The sequence below is a fragment of the Janthinobacterium sp. 1_2014MBL_MicDiv genome (assembly GCF_001865675.1).
Lineage (GTDB): Bacteria > Pseudomonadota > Gammaproteobacteria > Burkholderiales > Burkholderiaceae_D > Janthinobacterium.
Window position 1 is genome coordinate 5955319 of the sequence record NZ_CP011319.1, and the last position, 24203, is coordinate 5979521.

Genomic DNA, 24203 nt, shown 5'->3' on the forward strand with positions numbered 1-24203 from the left:
GATGTGGCGATGCCTCTCCTGCTACGGAGCTGGAGGCATACACGAATGGGGTAAGGCGGGAAGGCCCGCGGCCGGCAAAACGCCCAGGGCTAGGCGCAGCGTCGAAGACAGTACGCTAGTACGGCGAGACGCTGCAACAACGCCCTGGACGTTTTGTCAGACCCAGCCGGCGTCGACGATGAATTCCTGGGAGGTGCACATCGCGCCGTCATCGGAGGCGAGGAACAGCACCATGGCGGCGATGTCCTGCGGCATCAATTTATTCGGCAGGCACTGGCTCTTCTTGATTTCCGCTTCCGCCGCCTCGTCGACCCACAGCTCGATCTGGCGCTGCGTCATGACCCAGCCCGGCGTGACGGTGTTGACGCGGATATTGTGCGCGCCGAAATCGCGCGCCAGGCCCCGCGTGAGGCCGACGACGGCCGCCTTGGTGGTGGCATACACGGGGTAGCCGCCCGACTTCATGTGCCACGAGATCGAGCTGACATTGATGATGGAGCCGCCGCCCTGGCGCTTCATGCCGTCGAAGACGGCCTGGCACGTGAAGAACATGGGGCGTTGATTGATCGCAATGCGCTCGTTCCAGTATTCCAGGGTCACGTCCTGCGCCTGGTGGCGCTGGTCGTTGGCCGCGTTGTTGACGAGGATATCGAAGTCGCCCAGCTCGCCTGCCAGTTCGGCCATGACGGCTTGCAAGGATGGAATATCCGTGATGTCGCAATGGCGGAACAAGGGTGCCGTCCAGCCCGCTTCAGCCACGCGGCGGCACAGGGCCTCGCTGGCCTCGACGGCGATATCGACAAACGCCACCAGCGCGCCCTGGGCCGCAAATTCGGCCACCAGGGATTCGCCGATGCCGCTGCCGCCGCCCGTGATGAACACGCGCTTGCCCTGCAAGCTGCCATATTTCGCCAATTGCTTCATCTTGTCTCCACCTGTTTATTTTTTATATACAACGTCTGACCAAACCGCGACACGCGGCAAGGCCTGTCGGCCCCGCCGCGCGGCAGGTTTTTAGTCCTTGCCCAGCACGCCATCCTTGCGGCGCCAGATGCCCAGCGGATTATCGTCGCGCAGCGACTCCGGCAGCAAGTCCTGCGCCAGGTTCTGGTACGACACGGGACGCAGGAAGCGGTTGATGGCCGCCGTGCCCACGGACGTGCTGCGGCCGTCCGACGTGGCCGGGAACGGGCCGCCGTGCACTATGGCCGTCGACACTTCCACGCCGGTGGGGAAACCGTTGGCCAGGATGCGTCCCACGCGGCGCTCCAGCACGGGCAGCAGGCGGCGCGCGTCTGCCACGTCGCCCTGGTCCATCTGCAGGGTGGCCGTCAGCTGGCCTTCCAGGCTTTCCGTGATCGCCAGCAGTTGCTCGATGTCGCGGCAAGCCACCAGCAGCGACGCGGGGCCGAACACTTCATCGCGCAGATCGTGCTTGGCCAGGAAGGCCGCGCCCGATGTAACGAACAGGGCGGCGGCGCCCTTGCCCTCTTCTCCCGCATTCTGCACCAGCGGCGTCACGTCGGCGTGCTGCGCCAGGGCAGCCACGCCCTTGGCATAGCTGCTGGCGATGCCGGCCGTCAGCATGGTGGCGGCCGGCGCCGGTGCCAGCGCTTCGGCGGCGGCGGCGGCGAAGGCCGTGAAGTCGGCCCCTTCCAGGCCCAGCACGAGGCCGGGATTCGTGCAGAACTGGCCCACGCCCATCGTCAGCGAGGCGGCAAAGCCGCTGGCGATCGCGGCGCCACGGGCGGCCAGGGCTTGCGGCAGCACAAACACGGGGTTGATGCTGCTCATTTCCGCATACACGGGGATAGGCTGCGGACGCTCGGCCGCCACCTTCATCAGGGCGATGCCGCCCGAACGCGACCCCGTGAAGCCCACGGCCTGGATGGCAGGATGGGCCACCAGGGTCTGGCCGATGCCATTGCCCGTGCCCGTCAACAGGGCGAAGACGCCGGCCGGCAGCTTGCACAGGGCAATCGCTTTCACGATGGCGCGCGCCACCAGTTCCGAGGTGCCGGGATGGGCCGAGTGGGCCTTCAGCACGACGGGACAGCCGGCCGCCAGGGCCGAGGCCGTATCGCCGCCGGCGACGGAGAAGGCCAGCGGAAAGTTACTGGCCGCAAACACGGCGACGGGACCCAGGCCGATCATGCGCAAGCGCAAGTCGGGGCGTGGCGGCACGCGCTCCGGCAGCGGGCTGTCGATGCGCGCATCGGTCCATGAACCTTCGCGCAGCAAGCCGGCGAACAGTTTTAACTGACCGACCGTGCGGCCGCGTTCGCCTTCCAGGCGCGCGCGCGGCAAGCCGCTTTCCGTCATGGCGCGCACGATCAGCTCGTCGCCCAGTTCGACGATTTGCGCGGCGATGGTGTCGAGGAAATCGGCGCGTTCCGCATCGCTGGTGGCGCGGAACGGGTCAAACGCGGCTTGCGCCAGGCGGCACGCCTCGTCGATTTGCGCTACGTCAACCATGTGGAAGGCAGGCGCGATGTGCGCGCGCGCGGCCGGATCCCACGCTTCGAAGGAGCCGCCATTGCCCTTGACGGCAACGCCGCCGATCAGTGCTTCACCGGTGATGTTAAAACTCATAATGTGCTCACTTTCGCAAATGCGGTTGGAAAGATGTCGAGGCGGTTGCGCAGGGCGGGGCCAAAGGCCGGCGCTTCGATTTCAAAGGTTTCGCCCGGCGCCACGCTGACGCCATCGGCAAAGCTCAAGGTGGCCGTGCCGAAGAAATGCACGTGCACGTCGCCAGGGCGCTTGAACAGCGGATACTTGAAGTGATGGTGCTCGAGGTTGGCGATCGTGTGCGACATATTTTCTTCGCCGCTGACAAACGCCTTTTCCCAGCGCACATTGCCCGCCACGTCCCGCACGCGCGAAACGCCATCGATGTGCGCAGGCAGTTCGCCCACCAGCAGGGCCGGGCCGACGCTGCAGGCGCGCAGCTTCGAGTGGGCCAGGTACAGGTAATTCTGGCGTTCCGTCACGTGGTCCGAGAATTCATTGCCGATGGCGTAGCCGACGCGGTAGGGCTGGCCGTCGTCGCCGATCACGTACAGGCCGGCGATTTCCGGCTCTTCGCCGCCATCGAGGGCAAAATCCGGCATGCGCAGCGGCTGGCCGCCGGCGCGCACGATGGAGCCGTCGCCTTTATAAAACCATTCCGGCTGGGCACCGGCCGTGCCTGGCTCAGGCTTGCCGCCCTCCACGCCCAGGCGGAACATTTTCATCGAGTCGCTCAGGACTGCCGCGTCGCCGCCGATCTTCTTGTGCATGGCGTCGCGCGCGCCGGCGCTGCCCAGGTGGGTCAGGCCCGTGCCCGTCACGTAGCAGTGCGCCTCGTCCGCATGGTCGAGCGGCGCCAGCAAACGGCCGCTGGCGGCCACGTCCGCATAGGAATGCGTCAAATTGCCGACCGTGGCGTTCACCAGCTCCGCCAGGCTGACCTTCTTGCGGATGGCATCTTGCGCCAGCGCATACGTCGTGTTGTAGCCTTCGATGACGCGGATCTGGTCGTCTTGCAGCAGGCCGACGAGGCGGCCGCCGTGTTCATTCGTAAATTGCAGCAACAGCATGGGAATCTCCGCTTAATGTGAGTGGCGCGGCACGGCGGAACCGCGGTTGCCGACCAGGAAGTCGAAATCGCAGCCTTCGTCGGCCTGCAACACGTGTTCGATGTAGAGCTGCTGGTAGCCGCTCTTCGGTCCTGGCGCGCTGCCCAGTTCGCGGGCCGCCAGGCGCTCGGCGATTTCCGCGTCGCTGATGTCGATGTCCAGGCTGCCGTTATGGCAATCGAGGGCGATCATGTCGCCGTCGCGCACGATGCCCAGCGGGCCGCCCGCCATGGCTTCCGGCGCCACGTGCAGCACGACGGTGCCGTAGGCCGTGCCGCTCATGCGCGCATCCGAGATGCGCACCATGTCGGTGATGCCCTGCGCCAGCAGCTTCGGCGGCAAGCCCATATTGCCCACTTCGGCCATGCCCGGATAGCCTTTCGGGCCGCAGTTCTTCATCACCAGCACGGAATTGGCATCGACGTCCAGGTCCGGGTCGAGGATGCGCGACTTATAGTGTTCGAAATCCTCGAAGACGACGGCCTTGCCCCGGTGCTGCATCAGGTGCGGCGAGGCGGCCGACGGTTTCAGCACGGCGCCGCGCGGCGCCAGGTTGCCGCGCAGCACGCAGATGCCGCCATCGGCCAGCAGCGGGTTATCCAGCGTGCGCACCACCTCGTCGTTGTAGATCGGCGCTTCGACGCAGTTGTCCCAGATCGACTTGCCGTTGACGGTCAGCGCATTCTTGTGCGGCAGCAAGTCGCCTTCGCCCAGGCGGCGTATCACGGCCGGCAAGCCGCCCGCATAGTAAAACTCTTCCATCAGGAAACGGCCCGACGGCAGCAGGTCGACGATGGTCGGCGTGCCGCGGCCCGTCTTGGTCCAGTCCTCCAGCTCGAGCGGCACGCCGATGCGGCCGGCGATCGCCTTCAGGTGGATCACGGCATTGGTCGAACCGCCGATGGCGGCGTTGACCTTGATGGCGTTTTCAAATGCCTCGCGCGTCAGCACTTTCGACAGGCGCAGGTCTTCGTGCACCATCTCGACGATGCGGATGCCCGACATGTGGGCCAGCACGTAGCGGCGCGAATCGACGGCGGGGATGGCGGCATTGTGCGGCAGCGAGGTGCCCAACGCTTCGGCCATGCTGGCCATGGTCGAGGCCGTGCCCATGGTATTGCAGGTGCCTGCCGAGCGCGACATGCCCGATTCAGCCGACATGAACTGGTGCAAGGTGATCGATCCGGCCTTCATCTGCTCGTGCAACTGCCACACGGCCGTGCCGGAACCGATGTCCTTGCCATTGAGCTTGCCGTTCAGCATGGGGCCGCCGCTGACGACGATGGTGGGGATGTCGACGCTGGCCGCGCCCATCAGGAGGGCCGGCGTCGTCTTGTCGCAGCCGACCAGCAGCACGACGGCGTCCATCGGGTTGCCGCGGATCGATTCCTCGACATCCATCGAGGCCAGGTTGCGCGTCAGCATGGCTGTCGGACGCAGGTTCGACTCGCCGTTCGAGAAGACGGGGAATTCCACGGGGAAACCGCCCGCTTCGAGGATGCCGCGCTTGACGTGTTCGGCCAGCTGGCGGAAATGCGCATTGCAGGGGGTCAGTTCGGACCAGGTATTGCAGATGCCGATGATGGGTTTGCCATGGAACTCGTGGTCAGGTATGCCCTGGTTTTTCATCCAGCTGCGGTACATGAAGCCGTTCTTGTCCTGGGAGCCGAACCACTCGGCAGAGCGCAGGGCTACCTTCTTTTTTGTCTCAGACATGCCATTCTCCTGGTTGTGCCACGCCGATCTCGTCGTCGGCCCGGGCAGCGATGTTGGGATACTAAAGAATCCTGCCATGCCTTTCCAATCAATTTTTAATGCGTTCCGATATCGAAAACGATATCGGCATGTAGCAATGAAAACGCCCTGCGGCGGGTGGCGGCAGGGCGTGGGCGGTTTGCAGTGTGGCGCTTACTCGGCGGAAAAGCGGTACACGGTTTCCGTCCGGTATTCCTCGCCCGGGCGCAGGATGGTGCTGGGGAAATGCGCCTGGTTCGGCGAGTCCGGGAAATGCTGGGTTTCCAGGCACAGCGCGCTGCGGTAGCTGATGGCGCGCAGCTTGCCGTACTGGCTGCTGTCGAGGAAATTGCCCGAATAGAACTGGATGCCCGGTTCCTGCGTGTACACCTGCATCACCCGGCCCGAAGCAGGGTCGCGCACGGTGGCGGCCAGGTTCAGCAGTTGGCCTGCCTTTTGATTGAGCACAAAGTTATGGTCAAAGCCGCGGCCGATGCGGATCTGCTCGTGCGGCAGATCGATATTGTTGCCAATGACCACAGGCTGGCGCAGGTCGAACGGCGTGCAGGCCACGTCCGCCAGCTCGCCCGTGGGAATCGAACCCGCATCCACGGGCAGGTAGCGCTCCGCGTTGATCGTCACTTCGTGGCCGAGGATATGCCCCTGCCCCGCCAGGTTGAAATAGCTGTGGTTGGTCAAGTTGACGGGCGTGGCCTGGTCCGTCACGGCGTGGTAGCGCAGGCTCAGCGCGTTGTCGTTGTCCAGTTCGTACACGACGGTGACGTCGAGCCGGCCCGGGTAGCCGTCCTCGCCATCCGGGCTGCTGCGGGTGAACGTGACGCCCACCGCATCGTCCTTCGTGAATGGCACGGCCTGCCACATGACCTGGTGCAAGCCCTGATTTCCGCCATGCAAGTGATTGGGCGCATTGTTGACAGCCAGCTGGAAGTCGCGGCCGTCGAGGTGGAAGCGCCCCTCGGCGATGCGGTTGCCGAAGCGCCCGATGACGGCGCCCAGGAAGGCGCTGTTGTGCAGATACGGTTCGATGCGCTCGAAACCGAGCACCACGTCGGCAAAGGTGCCGTTGCGGTCCGGCACGTGGATTTCGCTGATGATGGCGCCAAAGTCGAGCACCTTGACTTGCATGCCCTGGCGGTTCGTCAGGGTCAAGACGCTAACGTGCTGGCCATCGGGCAAGACGCCGAACGGCGCCTCGGTGACGGTGGCGGACGCGGAAACAGGTGCGACAGAGGTCATAAGCGCTCTTCCATGAATTACAGGGTCGATGAACGGCCAAACACGGGCATGCCCTGCGCATCCCAGCGCAGCGGTTTGACAAACGTGTGGCGGTCCGGGTTCCACAGGGGATCGCCGACGATTTCCGTGTAGGTGCGGGCATGGTACACCAGCAACACGCCGTCGCCATCGTCGGCCGTCGTAAAGCTGTTGTGGCCGGGGCCGTAGATGCCGTGCTCGTAGCAGGTGGCAAACACGGGCTCGGGCGACTTGGTCCACGAGAACGGATCGAGCAAGTTTGCCGTGTCATCGGCCCACAGCAAGCCCATCGCGTAGTTTTCATCGGTGGCGCTGGCCGAATAGCTGATGAAAATCTTGCCATTGCGCTTCAGCACGGATGGTCCCTCGTTGACCCAGAAGCCGCGGATTTCCCAGTCGAACTCCGGTTTGCTCAGCATCACGGGCGGCCCGCCCAGCTGCCATGGCGTGGCCATCGGCGCGATGTACAGGTTGGAATTGCCCTCGATGGCGACATCTTTCTGCGCCCACAGGTAGTACAGCTGGCCATCGTGTTCGAACGTGGTGGCGTCGAGGCAAAAGGTGTCGATACCCGTGTCGATCTGGCCCATGAATTCCCACTCGCCCTCGAGCGGGTTGGCGCTGGTATTGCGGATCGCATACATGCGGTGCTGGAACAGTTTATGTTTGATTTCGCGGCTCGGCGCGGCGGCGAAATACACATACCAGGCGCCTTGGTTGAAGTGCAATTCGGGTGCCCACACCAGTTCGCTGTACGGCCCCGTCTGCGGCTTGTGCCACACGTCCACCGTTGGCGCATCGGCCAGGCCGGCGATGCTGTCGGCACGGCGCAGTTCGATGCGGTCGTACTGCGGCACGGAGGCCGTAAAGTAATAATAGCCGTCGCTGTGGCGGTAGATATGCGGGTCGGCACGTTGTTCGATCAGCGGTTTCAGTACTTCAACCATAAGCACTCCAAATCATTTCATTAGATAAAATTAGTTTGCCTTACAACACCTGAGAAAGCCGTAGCGAGCGGAAGGGAGAGGTGGCTAAGAAGCGCAACCGTACTCTAGTACGGTGAGCATCGCAGGCCGCCGATACCGACGCGCAGTAGGTTAGCTCAGGTGTCCTCATGCGGCGACGTAGCCACGCTTGTGCATTTCCACCTTGACGCCCGTGTAGTAGCTGTCACTGATGCGGTACTTGAACATCAGCAAGCCCATCAGCAAATGGAAGAAGCCGGGGATGATCGACAGCATCAGGGCGATGCCGTTCAGGGCGAATTGCGTTTGCTCATGGTTGGGCTGGTAGTCGAAATACGACAGCAGCATGCCGACCAAAAAGCCGGCCACGGCCATGCCCGCCTTCTGGCAGACGGAAATGCCGCCGAAGGCGAAGCCGGAGACGCGCTTGCCCGTCTTCACTTGACCGTAGTCGATGGTTTCCGCGATGGCCGACCAGAACACGGGCGCATGCAAGTCGACCACAAAGGACAGCAGGAAATACAGGGCGAAGGCCAGCACGGTGTCGCTGGGCTTGACGAAGAAATAGATGGCTAGGCTGATCAGTGCCACGCCGATCTGTGTGTAGCGGAACAGTTTTACCTTGCAATAGAACTTGGTGATCCACGTCGAGGCGATCATGGCGAGGATGGCCGCCACCACGCCCGTGGTCAAGAAGGCGGCCACGGTTTCCGTGTCGCCGCCCAGATAGTATTTCGCGTAATAGATGGCGACGGAGCCGCGCACCACGTAGCCGACCGTGCCCGTAACGCATACGCCGCACAGCACCAGCCACTGGTCGTTTTTCAGCAGCACCTGCAATTGTTCCAGCAATGATTGTTTTTCCACCACGTGCACGACGCGCTCGGTGGTGGTGAAATAGCAGAACAGGAACAGGGCCACGCCCATGACGGCCATCACGGCCATGGCAGCCTGGTAACCGACGGCCGGGTTGCCGCCGCCCCAGCGCTGCGACAGGATCGGCACGACGATGGTCACCATGAAGGCGCCGATCTTGGCGAAGAACAGGCGGTAGCCATTGGCCGACAGCCGTTCGTGCGGGTCGCTGGTCAGGCCGCTGATCAGGGAAATATACGGGATGCCGACGCCGGCCGTCATGATGGTCATCAAGATATAGGTCGAATATGCCCACACCAGCTTGGCGTCATAGCCCCATTCCGGCGTCGTGAAAACAAAGAAGACGCTGACGCCGAACGGAATGGCCAGCCACAGCAGATATGGGCGGTAGCGGCCCGAGGCAAAGCTGTAGCGGTCCGTGATCTGCCCCATGACCAGGTCGGCGATGGCGCCCACCACCTTCACGGCCACGAACAGCAGGGCCAGGTCCGTGGTTTTCAAGCCATAGATATCGGTATAGAAAAAGGTGATGATCAGCATCATCGACGAGATGACGACATTGAGCGCCATGTCGCCGGCGCCGAAACCGACCTTTTCAACGGTGGATAATTTTTGCGTCTCCATGCTTTCCGTCCATTCTTTTTATGATGAATCGTGCCTGATTGCCCAACTGACAGGGGCGTTGCCGGCCGAAACCATGGCAACGCCCTTGGATACTGCTTTCACGCATGTATAACGTTCAGGGCAAGGCGCGTTGCCGAAGACTGTACGAGGAGTACGGCCAGGCAACGCAGCCATGGACGTTTTACATTTTCCAGCGCAGCGAAAGACCTACCGTGCGGTCATAACGGCGCGTATCGCGCGCATACACGCCCGGCTGGTTCCAGTAATCCTTGAACTTGGTATCGAGCAAGTTATTCCCGTCCAGGGTCACCGTGAACTGGTCGTTGATCTTGTACGACAGCGAGCCGTCGAGCTGGGCCGTCGGCGCCACCTTCAGATCCAGGCCGGGGCCGCCCTGGTTATAGCTGTCGATGAATTTCGAGCGCCAGTTGTAGGCCAGGCGGCCCGACCAGGCATCCTTTTCATACAGCAGCACCAGGTTGTACGCATAGCGCGACACGCCCGTGATGGCATGGCTGCCCGTCTCGTCATCGGTGCTGCCGCTCATGTACGTGCCGTTCGCCTGCAAGCCCAGGCCGCTCAAGATGCCGGGCAAGCCGTCATAAAACTGCTGGTAGCCGATTTCCAGGCCCTGCAGCTTGCCGGCCGCCGTGTTGTACGGGCGGTCCACGTCATACGTCTTGCCGCCGATGCTTTCGCTGGTGATGCGCTGCTGGATATAGCCGTCGAACTTGTGGTGGAATACGGTGGCGTTCACGGAGCCGGCCGGCGCAAAATACCATTCCAGTGCGGCATCGAAATTGTCGCCCGTTACCGGTTTCAAGTTCGGATTGCCGCCGGCACCCGTCGCCTTCACGGTTTCCGTCGAGTTGACGAGGGCCACGCCAGGATTGAGCTGGGCGAAGCCGGGACGGCTGATGGTGCGGCCCGCCGCGAAACGGCCGATCAGGTCGGAGCGCAGCTTGATCTTCAGGGCCACGCTCGGCAGCACGTCGGTGCTGGCCGTGTCGCTGACGACAGGCGTGTACACGCCATCCTCGGACGTGTTGCCCTGCAGGCTTTGCTCGGTGCGCACGACGCGCACGCCGACGGTGCCGTCGACGGGATAGGCGCCGAGCTTGAAGGCGATCTTCGCCTTGGTATAGATGGAATACGTCTTTTCCGTATCCTTGAAGAAGGAGCCTGGATCGAGGGCGCGCGCCGCGCCGCTGCCCGTAATGGCTTCGCGCACGGTGCCCGTGTGATTGAGCAGGAAACTGGCGCACGGCGTATACCATTGTGTCAGGCCATAGTTGGGGCCGCCGCTGGACATCGGTTCCGACAGGCAATTCAACCCGGGAATCGACGTCACGCTCTGGCGGCTGAACGGGAACGCGGCGCCGGACACGTCCGGTGCTTCCGCATTGCCCTCGAAACTCTTGATCGATTGCGCTTCGCGTTTCACGCCGCGCAGGCCGACGCTGATTTCCTTGAAGAAGCCGCCAGCGCCTGGCGTGTACGCGAGGTCGGCGCGCAAGTCGTTCGAACTGCCCTCATCCTGTCCGTAGCGGTCGAAAAAGCCCTTCAGATAGTAGTTCGACGGGTCTTTCAAGTCGATGCCGGTGTAATCGACGTGCAGGGTGCCGTTCAGATTCGTATTGATGGTGGCGTTCGGCACCTGCGCGATGGCGTCGAGGATGGGGTTGCGCCATTTGAACGTGCTTTTGGTGCTGGCCACTTCCGACGTGAAACGCCACTCCGGATTGATTTCCCACAAGCCGCCCACGGCGAACTGCTGCGTTTTCGATTCGTTCTTGTTCGCCTGCGTCGACATGATGGTATTGACGTTGGTGGACGTGAGCGTTTGCAGCTGGTCGGTGCCGGGAATCTTGGTGGCGGACACGGGCGTGCCCCACCATGGCAGGCCGACGAAGTAATCGGATTCCGCGTCGAGCAGGAAGCGCGTGGCCATGCCTTCCGCGTACAGTTCGACATCGGCATTCGGACGCCATTGCAGGACGGCATTGGCCGTGGTGCGACGGCGGTCGCCCTTGATCGGCAACAAACCGACCTGGTCCGGCGCCGTCAGGCCAGGCAAGAGGAAACTTTTATCCACGGGCGCCGTGTTGAAGGCGCGCTCTTCGTGGTAACGGTGCTGCTGCTGCGACAAGCCCAGCAGCGCGCCCACGTCGCCGATGCCCGTCTTCCAGCGGTTAGCCACCATGCCGCTGACGTTCGGGTCCGTGGCTTTCGATTTGTCGCTGTAGACGGCGCGCGTATTCACGCTGGCGGTGAAGTCCTTGAAATCGAACGGACGGTTGGTGCGTACGTCGATGATGCCGGCCACGCCGCCCTCGACCTGGTCCGCGCCCTGCGATTTATAGACGTCCACGCGCTGCAGCATGGTGGCGGGAATGTCGGCCAGGTTGACATAGCGGCCCGTGGTGGTGAACAGTTCGCGGCCGTTGAGCAGGGTCGTGACATCGCGCAAGCCGCGGATCATGACGGCGCTCGCTTCGCCCGAATCGCGGCGGATCTGGATGCCGGAAATGCGCGCCAGCGTCTCGGCCACGTTGTTGTCCGGGAATTTGCCGATGTCGTCGGCGACGATGGAATCGATGACCTGGTCCGAGCGCATCTTGATCTGCTGCGAATTCTGCGCCGAGCGGCGCACGCCGCTGACGGTCACCACGGCCACTTCAGCTTCCGCTGCCGGCACGGCCGCAGCTGCCACCTCGGCCGCCGGCGCCGGCGCGGGCGCCACAGTCGCCTGCGCCCATACCGAGGCCGAGCTCAGCAGGCCGATACCGGCCAGAGCCGCAACGGCTGCCTTCAAGGTGCATGGACGAGGGGACGTGGCCGCGAGCGGGCCGGTGGCGTTGCGCATCATGAATCTCCAGATATTGTATTGATATTTTTTCTGCTGCTTGCATGTCGTTCGCATGCTCGGCGTTTATCTTAGGGGCTGGACGATAATCTCTCCAATCAATTTTTCCACTGTTTCGATATCAATTTCGATATCGGCTGGCAGCGCCGTGGCGAGGTTGCAAACGGACAACGGCAGGGGCGTCGCGGGCATTTTTCCGGAAGAATCTGCACAAAAAATCGGCAGCGCTGGCGTGCAGCATGAAAAGGGGAACAGGATTAAGCTCGTGGCCTGGCATCGGCCATCGTTGCCACCACCTGCACAGGAGTCCGCATGAACGTTTTAATGGTATTGACCTCGCATGACCAGCTCGGCGACACGGGCCACAAGACCGGCTTCTGGCTGGAGGAATTTGCCGCGCCGTATTACGTGCTGAAGGACGCGGGCGCGCGCCTCACCCTCGCCTCGCCAAAGGGCGGCCAGCCGCCGCTGGACCCGAAGAGCGATGCGCCCGAATCGCAGACGGCGGCCACGGCCCGCTTCAAGGCCGACCCGGCAGCCCAGGCCGCGCTCGCTTCTACCGTGGCGCTATCCACGGTCAAGGCGGCCGACTACGACGCCGTGTTTTACCCGGGCGGCCACGGCCCCCTGTGGGACTTGGCCGAAGACCAGGACTCGATTGCCCTCATCGAAGCCCTGCACGCAGCCGGCAAGCCCGTGGCCGCCGTCTGCCACGCCCCCGGCGTCCTGCGCCACGTCAAAGGCAGCGACGGCCAGCCATTGGTGAAAGACAAGCAGGTGACGGGGTTCACGAATACGGAAGAAGACGCCGTGGGCTTGACGAAAGTCGTGCCGTTCCTGGTGGAAGACATGCTCAGGGAAAATGGCGGCATGTACTCGAAAGGCGCGGACTGGGCGCCGTATGTGCTGACGGATGGCATCTTGATCACGGGGCAGAATCCGGCCTCGTCGGAGGCGGCGGCGCAGGCCTTGCTGAAATTGCTGAAGTAAGGCTCGTTGCTGAGACGGGTGGCTGCGCAGCGGCAGGCGCAGTCATGTCGTCGCGCGTTGCAATGTGCGGCGCGCTGGCAGAAGAACGGCAAGTCTTGATGTGTCTTGGTGCGGCTGGCGGGGATCGAACCCACGACCCTTGGCTTCGGAGGCCAATACTCTATCCACTGAGCTACAGCCGCGTAGGGGGAATTTCTGAAGTGATGCGAAGGATACCGTTTTTCTTTACCTACGTCTACGGAAACTGTCGTATCGCCGGCAATTGCATGTCACTGCTCAATTTTTGTGCCTATAATTGTGGGTTTCATAAAGGTTTACATCCAGGCATGTAAAAATGCTACCTTACACGGCCATCAGTTTCAAATCTGGACTAAGGACATCATGAGCGACGCACATAACGAACAACAATCAGCGATCAAAACGCCTAAACAATTGCTTGCCGCCGTAGCTGGCTTCTTCCTCGTCACCGTCATCGGCATCATCTTGCTGGTGCAGTTCGTCACCACGCAAAAACTGACGGGCGCCGGCACGGACAGCCAGTCGCCCGAAGCCATCGACGCCCGCCTGAGCCCGGTGGCCAATGAAGGCTTTACCTTCAAGGATGCCAGCGGTCCGAAAGTGCTGCAGAGCGGTGAAGCCGTGTACACGGCCACTTGCGTGGCTTGCCACGGCGCCGGCGTGGCCGGTGCGCCGAAGTTTGGCGACGCGGGCGGCTGGTCGGCCCGCCTGGCCCAGGGTTACGATACGGTGCTGAAACACGCCATCGAAGGCTTGCGCGCCATGCCCGCCAAGGGCGGCAATCCCGACCTCGACGATGTGGAAGTGGCGCGCGCCGTCGTCTACATCGCCAACGCATCGGGCGGCAAGTTCAAGGAACCGGAAGTGCCGGCACCGGCCGCGGCCGCCGATGGCGCCGCACCGGCTGCAGAGCCTGCCAAATAAGCACTGCCAAGTCAGCACTTGCGCTGCATCAAGGAACCGCCCGCTGGGGCGGTTTTTTTTCGCCTGGAAATCTGCAAGGGTATGGTCTGTCGGATGACGCGCGCCGCTCGTCCGGTCTGCGCGACGACCGTTTGTGCCAAATCAAGCGGCGTAAAAAAGCCGCCCGGCTTGCGCGGGGCGGCTGCAACTTATGCCATCAACACACGTCTTACCACATGATGACGCGGTCTTTTGGCGGCAGATACATCTTGTCACCCGGTTTTACGTCAAACGCCTGGTAGAAGCCGGGCTGGTTGCGCATGGTGCCGTTGGCGCGGAACTGGCCTGGCGAGTGCGGGTCCGTCTTCAGCAAGACCAGTTGCTGCGCCTCGCGCATCTTCATGCGCCATACCTGGGCAAAGCCCGCGTAGAAGCGCTGTTCGCCCGTGAAACCGTCGATGACGGGGGCTTTCTTGCCGTTCAGCGACAATTTATACGCTTTATACGCGATCGCCACGCCCGAGTTGTCGGCGATGTTCTCGCCCAGGGTCAGCTCGCCGTTGACGAAGTGACCAGGGACAGGGCTGAAGCTGTTGTACTGCGCCACCAGCTGCTTGGTTTTCTTGGCGAAGTTTTTATGGTCAGTCTTGGTCCACCAGTCGCGCAGGTTGCCATCGCCGTCGTACTGGGCGCCCTGGTCGTCGAAGCCGTGGCTGATTTCATGGCCGATGACGCCGCCGATGGCGCCATAGTTGACGGCGTCGTCCGCGTTGGCGTCGAAGAACGGCGCTTGCAGGATGGCGGCCGGGAAGACGATCTCGTTCAGTTCAGGGTTGTAATAGGCGTTCACGGTCTGCGGCGTCATGCCCCACTCGTCGCGGTCGATAGGCTGGCCCAGCTTGTTCAATTCGCGGTTGTAGTTGAGCAGGTGCGAACGCTGGATGTTGCCGATCAAGTCGTCCTGCGCCACCGTCAGGCCCGAGTAATCGCGCCATTTGTTCGGGTAACCGATCTTGGTGGTGAACTTGGCCAGCTTGATCTGCGCCTGTTTCTTGGTGACGGGGCTCATCCAGTCGAGCTTGTCGATGCTTTGCTTGTAAGCCGTCATCAGGTTTTTCACCAGCGCTTCCATGCGCACCTTGCGCTCGGCCGGGAAATACTGTGCCACGTACAGCTGGCCCAGGGCTTCGCCCAGCGCGCCTTCGACGGCGCCCACGCCACGCTTCCAGCGCGGCCGCATTTCCGTCACGCCCGTCAGCGTGGTGCCGTAAAACGCGAAGTTTTCATCGACATACGCTTTCGGCAGGTAGCCGGCGTTAGCGTGCAGCAAATGCCACTGGAAATACGCCTTCCACGTCTCGAGCGGCGTCTTGTTGGCGATCTCGGCAAACCCCTTCAGGTAGCTGGGCTGGCTGACGATCACGTAATTAACCTTGCCGGCGATGCCCGTATCCTTCAGGTAGCGGGCCCAGTCGTAGCCCGGCGCCACGTCGGCCAGTTTCGCCAGTTCCACCTTGTTGTAGGTCTTGACGGGATCGCGGTTCTGCACATTGCTCCATTGCGCCTTGGCCAGCTCCGTTTCCAGCGCCACGATGGCTTTCGCGTTGGCGGCGGCATTCGCGTCGCCGGACAGGCTGAGCATTTTTTCCACGTGGGCCAGGTATTTGGCGCGCGTGTCGGCCTTGCCCGCTTCCAGATAGTAGTCGCGGTCAGGCAGGCCCAGGCCGCTTTGCACGATATCGGCCACATATTTCGTGGAATCCTTGGCATCCTGGTGGATGCCGAAATCGTAAGGCGAAGTCACGCCCAGCTTGCTGAAGTGGGCGATCACGCCCGGCAATTCGGCCTTGTCCTGCAGGGCGGCGATCTTCGCCAGCTCCGCGTTCAACGGCGTCAGGCCCAGGCTTTCCAGCTTGGCTTCATCCATGAAACTGTTGTAAAAATCGCCAATTTTCTGCGCGTTCGAACCGGCGGCGCGGGCCTTGTCGGCTGCGGCCCCTTCGACGATGCCGCGCATCTGCGTTTGCGTATCGTCGGCCAGCTTGGCGAAGCTGCCCCAGCTCGACTTGTCGGCTGGAATCACGGTTTCCGCCAGCCACTTGCCATTCAGGTGCTGGAACAGATCATCCTGCGCGCGCACGGCCGGGTCGACGTATTCGATGGCGATGCCGGAGGTGAGCGCCGCTGGCGCGGCGGCCGTGGTGGCGACGGCTTTCTTGGCGGTGTCGGCAGCGCCGGCGGCGCCTGCCATGCCGGACACGCCGGCCAGCAAGCTCAGGGTCAATGCACTTAACAAATAACGATTCACAGTTGTCCTCAGTATCATGTTGTTGAAATAAGGGTCAGAACGCCCGAGGCTTCTGGCCCGGTTTTTGACTGTAGCATACCGCTGTAAGCGCAGAAAGAACTTTGGCCGGAATGTAAAAAAGACCACGCAAGGTGGTCTTTTTTGTTGCTACAGGTTTACGTTTGTGGCATGCCCGCGCTTACCAGATGATGACGCGGTTTTCCGGCGCGACATACATCTTGTCGCCCGGCTTTACGCCAAACGCTTCATAGAAGCCAGGCTGGTTGACCATGGTGCCGTTGGCGCGGTACTGGCCCGGCGAATGCGGGTCGGTCTTGATTTGCACAATCTGCTGCGCTTCGCGCATCTTGCTGCGCCATACCTGGCCAAAGCCCATGTAGAAGCGCTGGTCGCCCGTCAAGCCATCCAGCACGGGCGCCGGCTTGCCGGCCAGCGAGATTTTATAGGCCTTGTACGCAATCGCCACGCCCGAGTTGTCGGCGATGTTCTCGCCCAGGGTCAGGGCGCCGTTGACGTGATAGCCCGGCAGCGGGCTGTAGCCGTCATATTGCTTGGTCAGCGCGTCGGCCTTGGCGGCGAAGTTCTTGCGGTCGGCCGGCGTCCACCAGTCGCGCAGGTTGCCGTCGCCGTCGGACTGGCTGCCCTTGTCGTCGAAGCCGTGGCTGATTTCATGGCCGATGACGGCGCCGATGGCGCCATAGTTGACGGCGTCGTCCGCATTGGCGTCGAAGAACGGCGGCTGCAGGATGGAGGCGGGGAAGACGATCTCGTTCATCGTCGAGCTGTAATAGGCGTTCACCGTCTGCGGCGTCATGCCCCATTCTTCGCGGTCGATCGGCTTGCCCAGCTTGGCCACCTGGCGCGCGGAGCCGAAGTTGGCGGCGCGCATCATGTTACCCACCAGGTCACCCTGGACGATCTGCAGCTTCGTGTAATCGCGCCATTTGTTCGGATACGCGATCTTCGGCGTGAACTTGGCCAGCTTGGCTTGCGCTTCCTTCTTGGTTTCCGGGCTCATCCAGTCCAGGGTGTCGATGCTGTCCTTGTAGGCGGCCAGCACGTTTTTCACCAGTTCCTGCATGTGCGCCTTGCGTTCTGCCGGGAAATATTGCGCCACGTACAGTTTGCCGACGGCTTCGCCCAGCACGCCTTCGACGGCGCCCACGCCACGCTTCCAGCGCGGCTGGTTCTGCGTCACGCCGCTCAGTACCGTGCCGTAGAAGGCAAAGCTCTCGTCGACGAAATTTTTCGACAGGTAGCTGGCATAACTGCGCAGCAACTGCCATTCGAAATACGCTTTCAGGGTGTCGAGGTCGGTGGCAGCCAGCACCTTGTCATAGCCGGCCAGGTAGCTCGGCTGGTTGACGATGACGTAATCGACCTTGTTGGCGATGCCCGAGGCGGCCAGGCCCGCTTTCAGGTCGTAGCCCGGCGTCAGGTCGTTGAGCTTGTTAATGTCGGTCTTGTTGTAGCGTTTCACCGGGTCGCGGTTTTCGACCTTGGTCCATTGCACTTCAGCCAGGGCCGTTTCCAGGGCCACGACGGCCTTGGCGCGCGCGGCAGCGTTCTTGTCGCCGGCCATGGCCAGCATCTTTTCCACGTGCGCCTGGTACTTTTCCTTGACGCCAGCCTGCTTGGCTTCCAGGTAATAGTCGCGGTCCGGCATGCCCAGGCCGCTCTGGCTCACGTAGGCCGCATATTTCGTCGAGGCGCGCGCGTCCTGGCCCACGTAGACGGCGTACGGCGTCGACACGCCCGTCTGGCTCAGGTGGGCGATCAGGGCCGGCACGCCCTTCTTGTCGCGCAGCGAGCGGATACGGTTCAATTCGCCTGCCAGCGGCTTCACGCCCAGCGATTCGAGCCTGGCTTCATCCATGTAACTGGCGTACAGGTCGGCGATCTTCTGCGCTTCGGAACCGGCTTTGCGGTTCTTGTCCTGTTGCGTGCTTTCGATGATGCCGCGCAATTGCGGCGTCGTGTCGTCGCGCAGCTTGGCGAACGAGCCCCAGCTCGACTTGTCGGCAGGGATCTCGGCCGTGGCCAGCCACTTGCCGTTCAAATGGGTAAAGAAGTCGTCCTGCACGCGCACGGCAGGGTCGATGTATTGCACGTCGATGCCGGAAACGGGCGCGGCGGTGGCCGGTGCGGCGCCGGGCGCCACGGTCGGTGCGGCCACGGCAGCGGCGGCGGCGGCCGGTTCGGCGGCGTTGGCAAACGCAGCCAACAGGGTCAGGGTCAGGCTGCTCAAGAGATAGCGGTTCACGGATTGTCCTTATGGGGCATGTCAAAAAGACCGGGCGGAAAGCTTCGGGCGGATAGCCCGCCGCGCCAGGCGCTGCAGGAATGTAGCACGCGGACAGGCCCTTTGACCATCGCTGCCCCGGGACTGCCCCGTGGCGCGCCTCAGTTGCCGGGCAAACTCATGCCGGCGCCACCGCCGCCCATGCTCACGCCCATGCCACCCATGCCCCCCTTGCCGCCGCCCTTGCGTCCGCCATGCTCGCCAGCGGGCGCGCCGCGCGACTCGCTGCGCGGCGCGGCGCCATCCATCACGCGCGCCATCTGGCCGGCGATGAACTGGGCCACGGCCTGGCGCTGGCGTTCATCGAGCGCGTCATTGACGCTCAGCCACCATGCGCGCAGCTGCTTTTCTTCGGCCAGGCTGAGCGTGCTTTCATCGTCCAGGCCACCGAGCAAGTCGCGCAGCTCCAGCTGGGGCGCCTGCAAACCCTGCTGCACGCCCGCCTGCAGGCGCTCGCGCCGTGCCTTGCGTTCGCGCAACATCTGGCGTGTTTTCGCTTCCACCTGCTGCCACAAGATGCTTTGATTCGCATTGAGCTTCAATTCCGTCTTGAAATCGGGCGCCATGGGCAGCAAGTCTTCCAGCCGCATCTCGGCTATCGGCACGGCGGACGCCGTCAGGGCGGCACTGCCCAGCAGCAAGGCCAGGCCGAGGCGGCGCAGGGAGGAAAACGGGGTCAGCGATGTCATGGGGGCTCCGGCGAAAAAAAAGCCTGCATCCGAAGACGCAGGCAAAACCACTTCGGGTCGAGAATGCGAATCCACTATAGGGCCGCCGCACACGCTTTTTTTCGACTCTTACAAATGCTTACTCCCCTCAAGACTAACTATACATCGCATACAAAACCGCAACATTTGGCAAGCTGGCCGCCGCCATTCAGGGCCTAGACTGTGCCTTGGCACGCATTTTCCGCCGGCGCCCCACACCGGCAGAGATTCAGGTCTATACTTTCAGGAAAGCGCCGCTCCACGGGGACTGGCGCTTGTGCAGGACATTCTCAGGTGCAAAGGTGCAATGATGGGCAAACTCAAAAATACCGGCTTGATCGGCCTGGGCGTGGTGGCCGGCGTCGCCGTATCGCTGCAATTTTCAGCGATGGCGCAAAAGACCGTCGAGCCGCCCCTGCCGCTGGAAGAGCTGCGCCAGCTGGCCGACGTGTTTGGCCTGATCAAATCCGATTACGTGGAACCGGTCGAGGACAAGAAACTGCTGACGGAAGCCATTTCCGGCATGGTCGCCTCGCTCGATCCCCATTCCGCCTACCTGGACAAGAAAGCCTATGCCGAGCTGCGCGAAGGCTCCGAAGGCAAGTTCGTCGGCCTAGGCATCGAAATCGGCCTCAGCGAGGACGGCTACATCAAGATCGTCTCGCCCATCGAGGATTCGCCCGCCTACCGCGCCGGCATCAAGGCCGGCGATCTGATTACCCGCCTGGACGGCCAGCCCGTGAAGGGCGTCAGCCTGGACGACAATGTCAAGCGCATGCGCGGCGAACCCGGCACCCAGGTGTCGCTGACCATTGCCCGCAAGGATGAACCGCAGCCGCTGGCCTTTACCATCACGCGCGAGGAAATCCACCAGAAGAGCGTGAAGGCCAAGATGGTCGAGCCGGGCTACGCCTGGCTGCGCGTGTCGCAATTCCAGGAACCGACCGTGGACGACATGGCGGCGCAGATCACGGCCCTGTACCAGCAAGACCCTCATCTCAAGGGCATGGTGCTCGACTTGCGCAACGATCCAGGCGGCGTGCTGCAAGGCGCCATCGGCGTCTCGGCCGCCTTCCTGCCCAAGGACGCGGCCATCGTCTCGACCAATGGCCAGTTGCCGGACTCGAAACAGGTGTTCTACGGCCGCGCCGAATACTATGCGTTCCGCTCGGACGGCGATGCGCTGGCGAAACTGCCGGCGGCCATCAAGCAAGTGCCGCTGGTGGTGCTCGTCAACACCGGTTCGGCCTCGGCCTCGGAAATCGTCGCCGGCGCCCTGCAAGACTACAAGCGCGCCACCATCATCGGCACGCAAACCTTCGGCAAGGGTTCCGTGCAAACCATCCGCCAGCTGACGGCCGACACGGCCGTCAAGCTGACGACGGCCCGCTACTACACGCCGAATGGCCGCTCGATCCAGGCCAAGGGCATCGTGCCCGACCTGCTGGTCGATGAAAATGCGGACGGCGACGGCTTGAACGGCCTGCGCATGCGCGAAGCGGACCTGACCAAGCACCTGAGCAACGACCGCGACAAGGAAAGCGACAAGGCGGCCCCCGTCAACGACGAGATGGAAGAGCAGCTGCGCATCCTTGCCCTGGAAAAAAACCGCAAGCCGCTGGAATTTGGCAGCAAGGACGATTTTCAGCTGAACCAGGCCCTGAACCACTTGAAGGGACTGCCGGTGCAGCTGGCGAAGGCCGAACCGGTGGTGGTGCAGGCCGACGTCAAGAAAGAACAGAAGAAGTAAGCCGCACCGCCAGCAGCGCAACGGGGGGCGCAATGCCCCCCGGTAAGCCGTTCACGCGACAAAAATCAATCTTCCGCCACACATCCCCCTCCCCCGCAACACGAAACTCTCTACAGTCGAGCACGTTTGTGTAAAATTTGCTTCACTTATCGGCATCGCGCCGGTTGCCAAATTTGAAAGTTTAACCATGAAACAAGTCGTTATCAGCGGTACCGGACTGTACACGCCGCCATTTTCGATCTCCAACGAGGAACTGGTCACCTGCTTCAATGCCTACGCGGAAAAGTTCAATGCCGATAACGCCGACGCGATCGCCGCGGGCACCGTCACGGCGCTGGACCTGTCGAGCGTGGCCTTCATCGAAAAGGCGTCCGGCATCAAGTCGCGCTTCGTGATGGAAAAGGAAGGCATCCTCGACCCGGCGCGCATGGTCTCGCGCATCCCGGAACGGGGCGACGACGAACTGTCCTTGCAGGCTGAAATGGCCGTGGCCGCCGCCCGCGACGCGCTGGCGCGCGCCGGCCGCACGCCGGCCGATATCGACATGGTGCTGGTGGCCTGCAGCAATATGCAGCGCGCCTACCCGGCCATGGCCGTGGAAGTGCAGGATGCGCTCGGCATCGACGGTTATGGCTTTGACATGAACGTGGCGTGCTCCTCGGCCACCTTCGGCATCCAGCAAGCCGTGGCCGCCGTGCAAAGCGGCCAGGCGCGCGCCGTGCTGGTCCTGAATCCCGAGATCACCAGCGGCCACCTGAACTGGCGCGACCGCGACAGCCATTTTATTTTCGGCGACGCCTGCACGGCCATCATCGTCGAAGCGAAGGACACGGCCGTGTCCCGGCACCAGTTCGAGATCATCGGCACGGAACTGAAAACCCGCTTCTCGAACGCCATCCGCAACAATTTCGGCTTCCTCAACCGTTTTGACGAGTCCGGCATGGGCAAGGCCGACAAACTGTTCCGCCAGCAAGGGCGCAAGGTCTTCAAGGAAGTGTGCCCGATGGCCGCCGAAATGATCAAGGCGACCCTGGCCAAGGCCGGCGTGGACGTGGCGCAAGTGAGCCGCTACTGGCTGCACCAGGCCAACCTGAACATGAACTTGCTGATCGCGCGCCTGATCCTGGGCCGCGATGCGGAAGCCAACGAAGCACCCGTGATCCTCGACACCTACGCCAACACCTCGTCGGCCGGCTCCATCATCGCCTTCCATAAATATCAGGATGACATGGCGGCAGGCGGCATGGGCGTCATCTGCTCGTTCGGCGCCGGCTATTCCATCGGCTGCGTGGTCGTGCGCAAGGTGTAAGCATGCGGGGCGGGCAGCGCCTGATTCCTTGAATTAGGCGCTGTTCAAGGTGGATAGGCATGCGTTCGCGGCCACCTGGACGAAGATGTAGCGCAAGTTTTTTGCAAAAAAAGCGGCACGATAGTTCCAGCCGCAGCTTTGTTGCGTTTATACTCAATCGCTGAGCAACATCTTCCCATCCGCATCTCCCCATAAGGAACCCACCACGCATGCCCCATGACATCAGTCTGATCACCACCATCGCCGCCGCCCTCGGGTTCGGCCTCATCTTCGGCTTTATCGCCACGCGCATGAAGCTGCCGGCACTCGTCGGCTATCTGGCCGCCGGCATCATCATCGGGCCGGCCACGCCCGGTTTCGTGGCGGATGCGGAAATAGCGGGGCAATTGGCGGAAATCGGGGTGATGCTGATGATGTTCGGCGTCGGCCTGCACTTTTCCATCGAAGATTTATGGGATGTGCGCAAGATCGCGCTGCCTGGCGCCATCTTGCAGATCGCCGTCGCCACGGCGATGGGCATGGGCCTGGCCCACTGGTGGGGCTGGAGCATAGGTGGCGGGCTGATCTTTGGCCTGGCGCTGTCCGTGGCCAGCACCGTGGTGCTGCTGCGCGCGCTGGAAGAACGGGGCATCCTCGACTCGCTGAACGGCCGCATCGCCGTCGGCTGGCTGGTGGTGGAAGACCTGGTCACGGTGCTGGTGCTGGTGCTGCTGCCGGCCTTCGCCGGCGCGCTGGGCGGCAAGGTGGCGCCGGGCGCCGAAGCGGTCAGCCTGTGGCAAACCCTGGCCATTACCCTCGGCCAGGTGGCCGGTTTCATCGTCTTCATGCTGGTCGTCGGCCGCAAGCTGTTCCCCTGGATTCTATGGCAGGTGGCGCGCACCGGTTCGCGCGAACTGTTCACCCTGTGCGTGATCGCCGCCGCCGTCGGCATCGCCTACGGTTCGACCAAGCTGTTCGGCGTGTCGTTCGCGCTGGGCGCCTTCTTCGCCGGCATGGTGCTGCGCGAATCCGAACTGAGCCACCGCGCCGCGGAAGAGTCGCTGCCGCTGCGCGACGCCTTTGCCGTGCTGTTCTTCGTCTCCGTCGGCATGCTGTTCGAACCGAACATCCTGCTGGAAAAGCCGCTGCAAGTGCTGGCCGTCTGCGCCATCATCATCTTCGGCAAGTCGATCGCCGCCTTCCTGCTCGTGATGGCCCTGCGCTATCCGCCGAAAACGGCCATCATCGTCTCGGCCAGCCTGGCGCAGATCGGCGAATTCTCGTTCATCCTGGCCGCGCTGGGCCTGTCGCTGGGCCTGATGCCGCAGGAAGGGCAAAGCCTGATCCTGGCCGGCGCCATCCTGTCCATCGCCCTCAATCCCGTCGTGTTCAGCATGGCCAAGCCGCTGCTGCGCGTGATGAGCAACAGCGATTTCGCGCGCAAGTTCGAACGCACGACCGATCCGCTGGCCGAACTGCCGATGACGGTGCCGCAGGAAAAACTCTCGGGGCAAGTCGTGCTCGTCGGTTATGGCCGCGTCGGCCGCCGCATCGCCGCCGCCCTGATGGAGCGGGGCATCCACTTCGTCGTGGCCGAGGAAAACCGCGAAATCGTCGACCAGCTGCGCAAGCAGGGCATTCCCGCCGTGGCCGGCAATGCGGGCGAACCGGCCGTGCTGATCCAGGCGCACATCACGCACGCCACCATGCTCGTCATCGCCACGCCCGATACCTTCCACGTGCGCGCCATGATCGAGACGGCGCGCGCGCTCAATCCCACGATCATGACCGTGGTGCGCACGCACAGCGAGGAAGAGGCGGAATTGCTGCGCGCGGAAAATGCGGGCAAGGTGTTTATCGGCGAACACGAACTGGCGAATGGCATGGCCGAACACGTGCTGCAGAGCTTTGATGCGGCCAGGAAAGGACACGGCGCGCATTAATTCGGCGCCCGTTCCTCCAGCAAGCCTGCCCGCT

16 protein-coding genes and 1 tRNA gene are annotated in these 24203 nt (G+C 62.8%); 5 read left to right on the forward strand and 12 right to left on the reverse strand.

Annotated elements, in window-relative coordinates; genetic code table 11:
* Window positions 1–156: 156 nt before the first annotated feature.
* The 8 genes from YQ44_RS25835 to YQ44_RS25870 all read right to left on the reverse strand — a co-directional run bounded on the left by YQ44_RS25835 (window position 157) and on the right by YQ44_RS25870 (window position 11963).
* The gene (locus tag YQ44_RS25835; protein ID WP_071325806.1) at window positions 157–924 is read right to left on the reverse strand and encodes an SDR family NAD(P)-dependent oxidoreductase; all 768 of its coding nucleotides are present in this window, start codon (window positions 922–924) and stop codon (window positions 157–159) included.
* A 90-nt stretch (window positions 925–1014) separates the two neighbouring features.
* Window positions 1015–2592: an aldehyde dehydrogenase (NADP(+)) gene (locus YQ44_RS25840; RefSeq protein ID WP_071325807.1), complete on the reverse strand. Its 1578-nt coding sequence runs from the start codon at window positions 2590–2592 to the stop codon at window positions 1015–1017.
* Window positions 2589–3581: an AraD1 family protein gene (gene araD1 / locus YQ44_RS25845; RefSeq protein ID WP_071325808.1), complete on the reverse strand. Its 993-nt coding sequence runs from the start codon at window positions 3579–3581 to the stop codon at window positions 2589–2591. The genes YQ44_RS25840 and araD1 overlap by 4 nt, the downstream gene beginning before the upstream one ends.
* A gap of 12 nt (window positions 3582–3593) precedes the next feature.
* Window positions 3594–5336: an IlvD/Edd family dehydratase gene (locus tag YQ44_RS25850; RefSeq protein WP_071325809.1), complete on the reverse strand. Its 1743-nt coding sequence runs from the start codon at window positions 5334–5336 to the stop codon at window positions 3594–3596.
* 192 nt (window positions 5337–5528) lie between these two features.
* Window positions 5529–6611, reverse strand: a complete 1083-nt coding sequence (locus YQ44_RS25855; RefSeq protein ID WP_071325810.1) for an aldose epimerase family protein — start codon at window positions 6609–6611, stop codon at window positions 5529–5531.
* Window positions 6612–6628: 17 nt separating this feature from the next.
* Window positions 6629–7576 carry a glycoside hydrolase family 43 protein gene (locus YQ44_RS25860; RefSeq protein WP_071325811.1) on the reverse strand — a complete coding sequence of 316 codons (948 nt, stop codon included), beginning with the start codon at window positions 7574–7576 and terminating at the stop codon, window positions 6629–6631.
* Between the two features lie 165 nt (window positions 7577–7741).
* Window positions 7742–9094: an MFS transporter gene (locus YQ44_RS25865; RefSeq protein ID WP_071325812.1), complete on the reverse strand. Its 1353-nt coding sequence runs from the start codon at window positions 9092–9094 to the stop codon at window positions 7742–7744.
* 181 nt (window positions 9095–9275) lie between these two features.
* The gene (locus YQ44_RS25870; protein ID WP_071325813.1) at window positions 9276–11963 is read right to left on the reverse strand and encodes a TonB-dependent receptor; all 2688 of its coding nucleotides are present in this window, start codon (window positions 11961–11963) and stop codon (window positions 9276–9278) included.
* A gap of 309 nt (window positions 11964–12272) precedes the next feature.
* On the opposite strand from YQ44_RS25870, the gene YQ44_RS25875 reads away from it, so the two are divergent.
* A complete protein-coding gene (locus YQ44_RS25875) occupies window positions 12273–12950 on the forward strand; it encodes a type 1 glutamine amidotransferase domain-containing protein (RefSeq protein WP_071325814.1) in 678 nt (225 codons plus the stop codon).
* 106 nt (window positions 12951–13056) lie between these two features.
* On the opposite strand, the gene YQ44_RS25880 is transcribed toward YQ44_RS25875, so the two are convergent.
* Window positions 13057–13132 (reverse strand) — tRNA-Arg (locus YQ44_RS25880).
* 199 nt (window positions 13133–13331) lie between these two features.
* Here YQ44_RS25880 and YQ44_RS25885 point away from each other — a divergent pair.
* The gene (locus YQ44_RS25885) at window positions 13332–13892 is read left to right on the forward strand and encodes a c-type cytochrome (protein ID WP_071325815.1); all 561 of its coding nucleotides are present in this window, start codon (window positions 13332–13334) and stop codon (window positions 13890–13892) included.
* A 208-nt stretch (window positions 13893–14100) separates the two neighbouring features.
* On the opposite strand, the gene YQ44_RS25890 is transcribed toward YQ44_RS25885, so the two are convergent.
* The 3 genes from YQ44_RS25890 to YQ44_RS25900 form a co-directional block, all read right to left on the reverse strand.
* On the reverse strand, window positions 14101–16179 hold the full coding sequence (locus YQ44_RS25890) for a M13 family metallopeptidase (protein ID WP_071325816.1): 2079 nt from the start codon (window positions 16177–16179) through the stop codon (window positions 14101–14103).
* Window positions 16180–16357: 178 nt separating this feature from the next.
* A complete protein-coding gene (locus YQ44_RS25895) occupies window positions 16358–18442 on the reverse strand; it encodes a M13 family metallopeptidase (protein WP_071325817.1) in 2085 nt (694 codons plus the stop codon).
* A 140-nt stretch (window positions 18443–18582) separates the two neighbouring features.
* Window positions 18583–19170 (reverse strand): hypothetical protein, encoded by a 588-nt coding sequence (locus tag YQ44_RS25900; RefSeq protein ID WP_071325818.1) that lies wholly within the window; start codon window positions 19168–19170, stop codon window positions 18583–18585.
* A 325-nt stretch (window positions 19171–19495) separates the two neighbouring features.
* Here YQ44_RS25900 and YQ44_RS25905 point away from each other — a divergent pair, with 325 nt between their 5' ends.
* The 3 genes from YQ44_RS25905 to ybaL all read left to right on the forward strand — a co-directional run bounded on the left by YQ44_RS25905 (window position 19496) and on the right by ybaL (window position 24169).
* Window positions 19496–20938, forward strand: a complete 1443-nt coding sequence (locus YQ44_RS25905) for a S41 family peptidase (RefSeq protein WP_071325819.1) — start codon at window positions 19496–19498, stop codon at window positions 20936–20938.
* Window positions 20939–21125: 187 nt separating this feature from the next.
* Window positions 21126–22247 (forward strand): beta-ketoacyl-ACP synthase III, encoded by a 1122-nt coding sequence (locus tag YQ44_RS25910; RefSeq protein WP_071325820.1) that lies wholly within the window; start codon window positions 21126–21128, stop codon window positions 22245–22247.
* A 209-nt stretch (window positions 22248–22456) separates the two neighbouring features.
* A complete protein-coding gene (ybaL, locus tag YQ44_RS25915) occupies window positions 22457–24169 on the forward strand; it encodes a YbaL family putative K(+) efflux transporter (protein ID WP_071325821.1) in 1713 nt (570 codons plus the stop codon).
* Window positions 24170–24203: the final 34 nt, after the last annotated feature.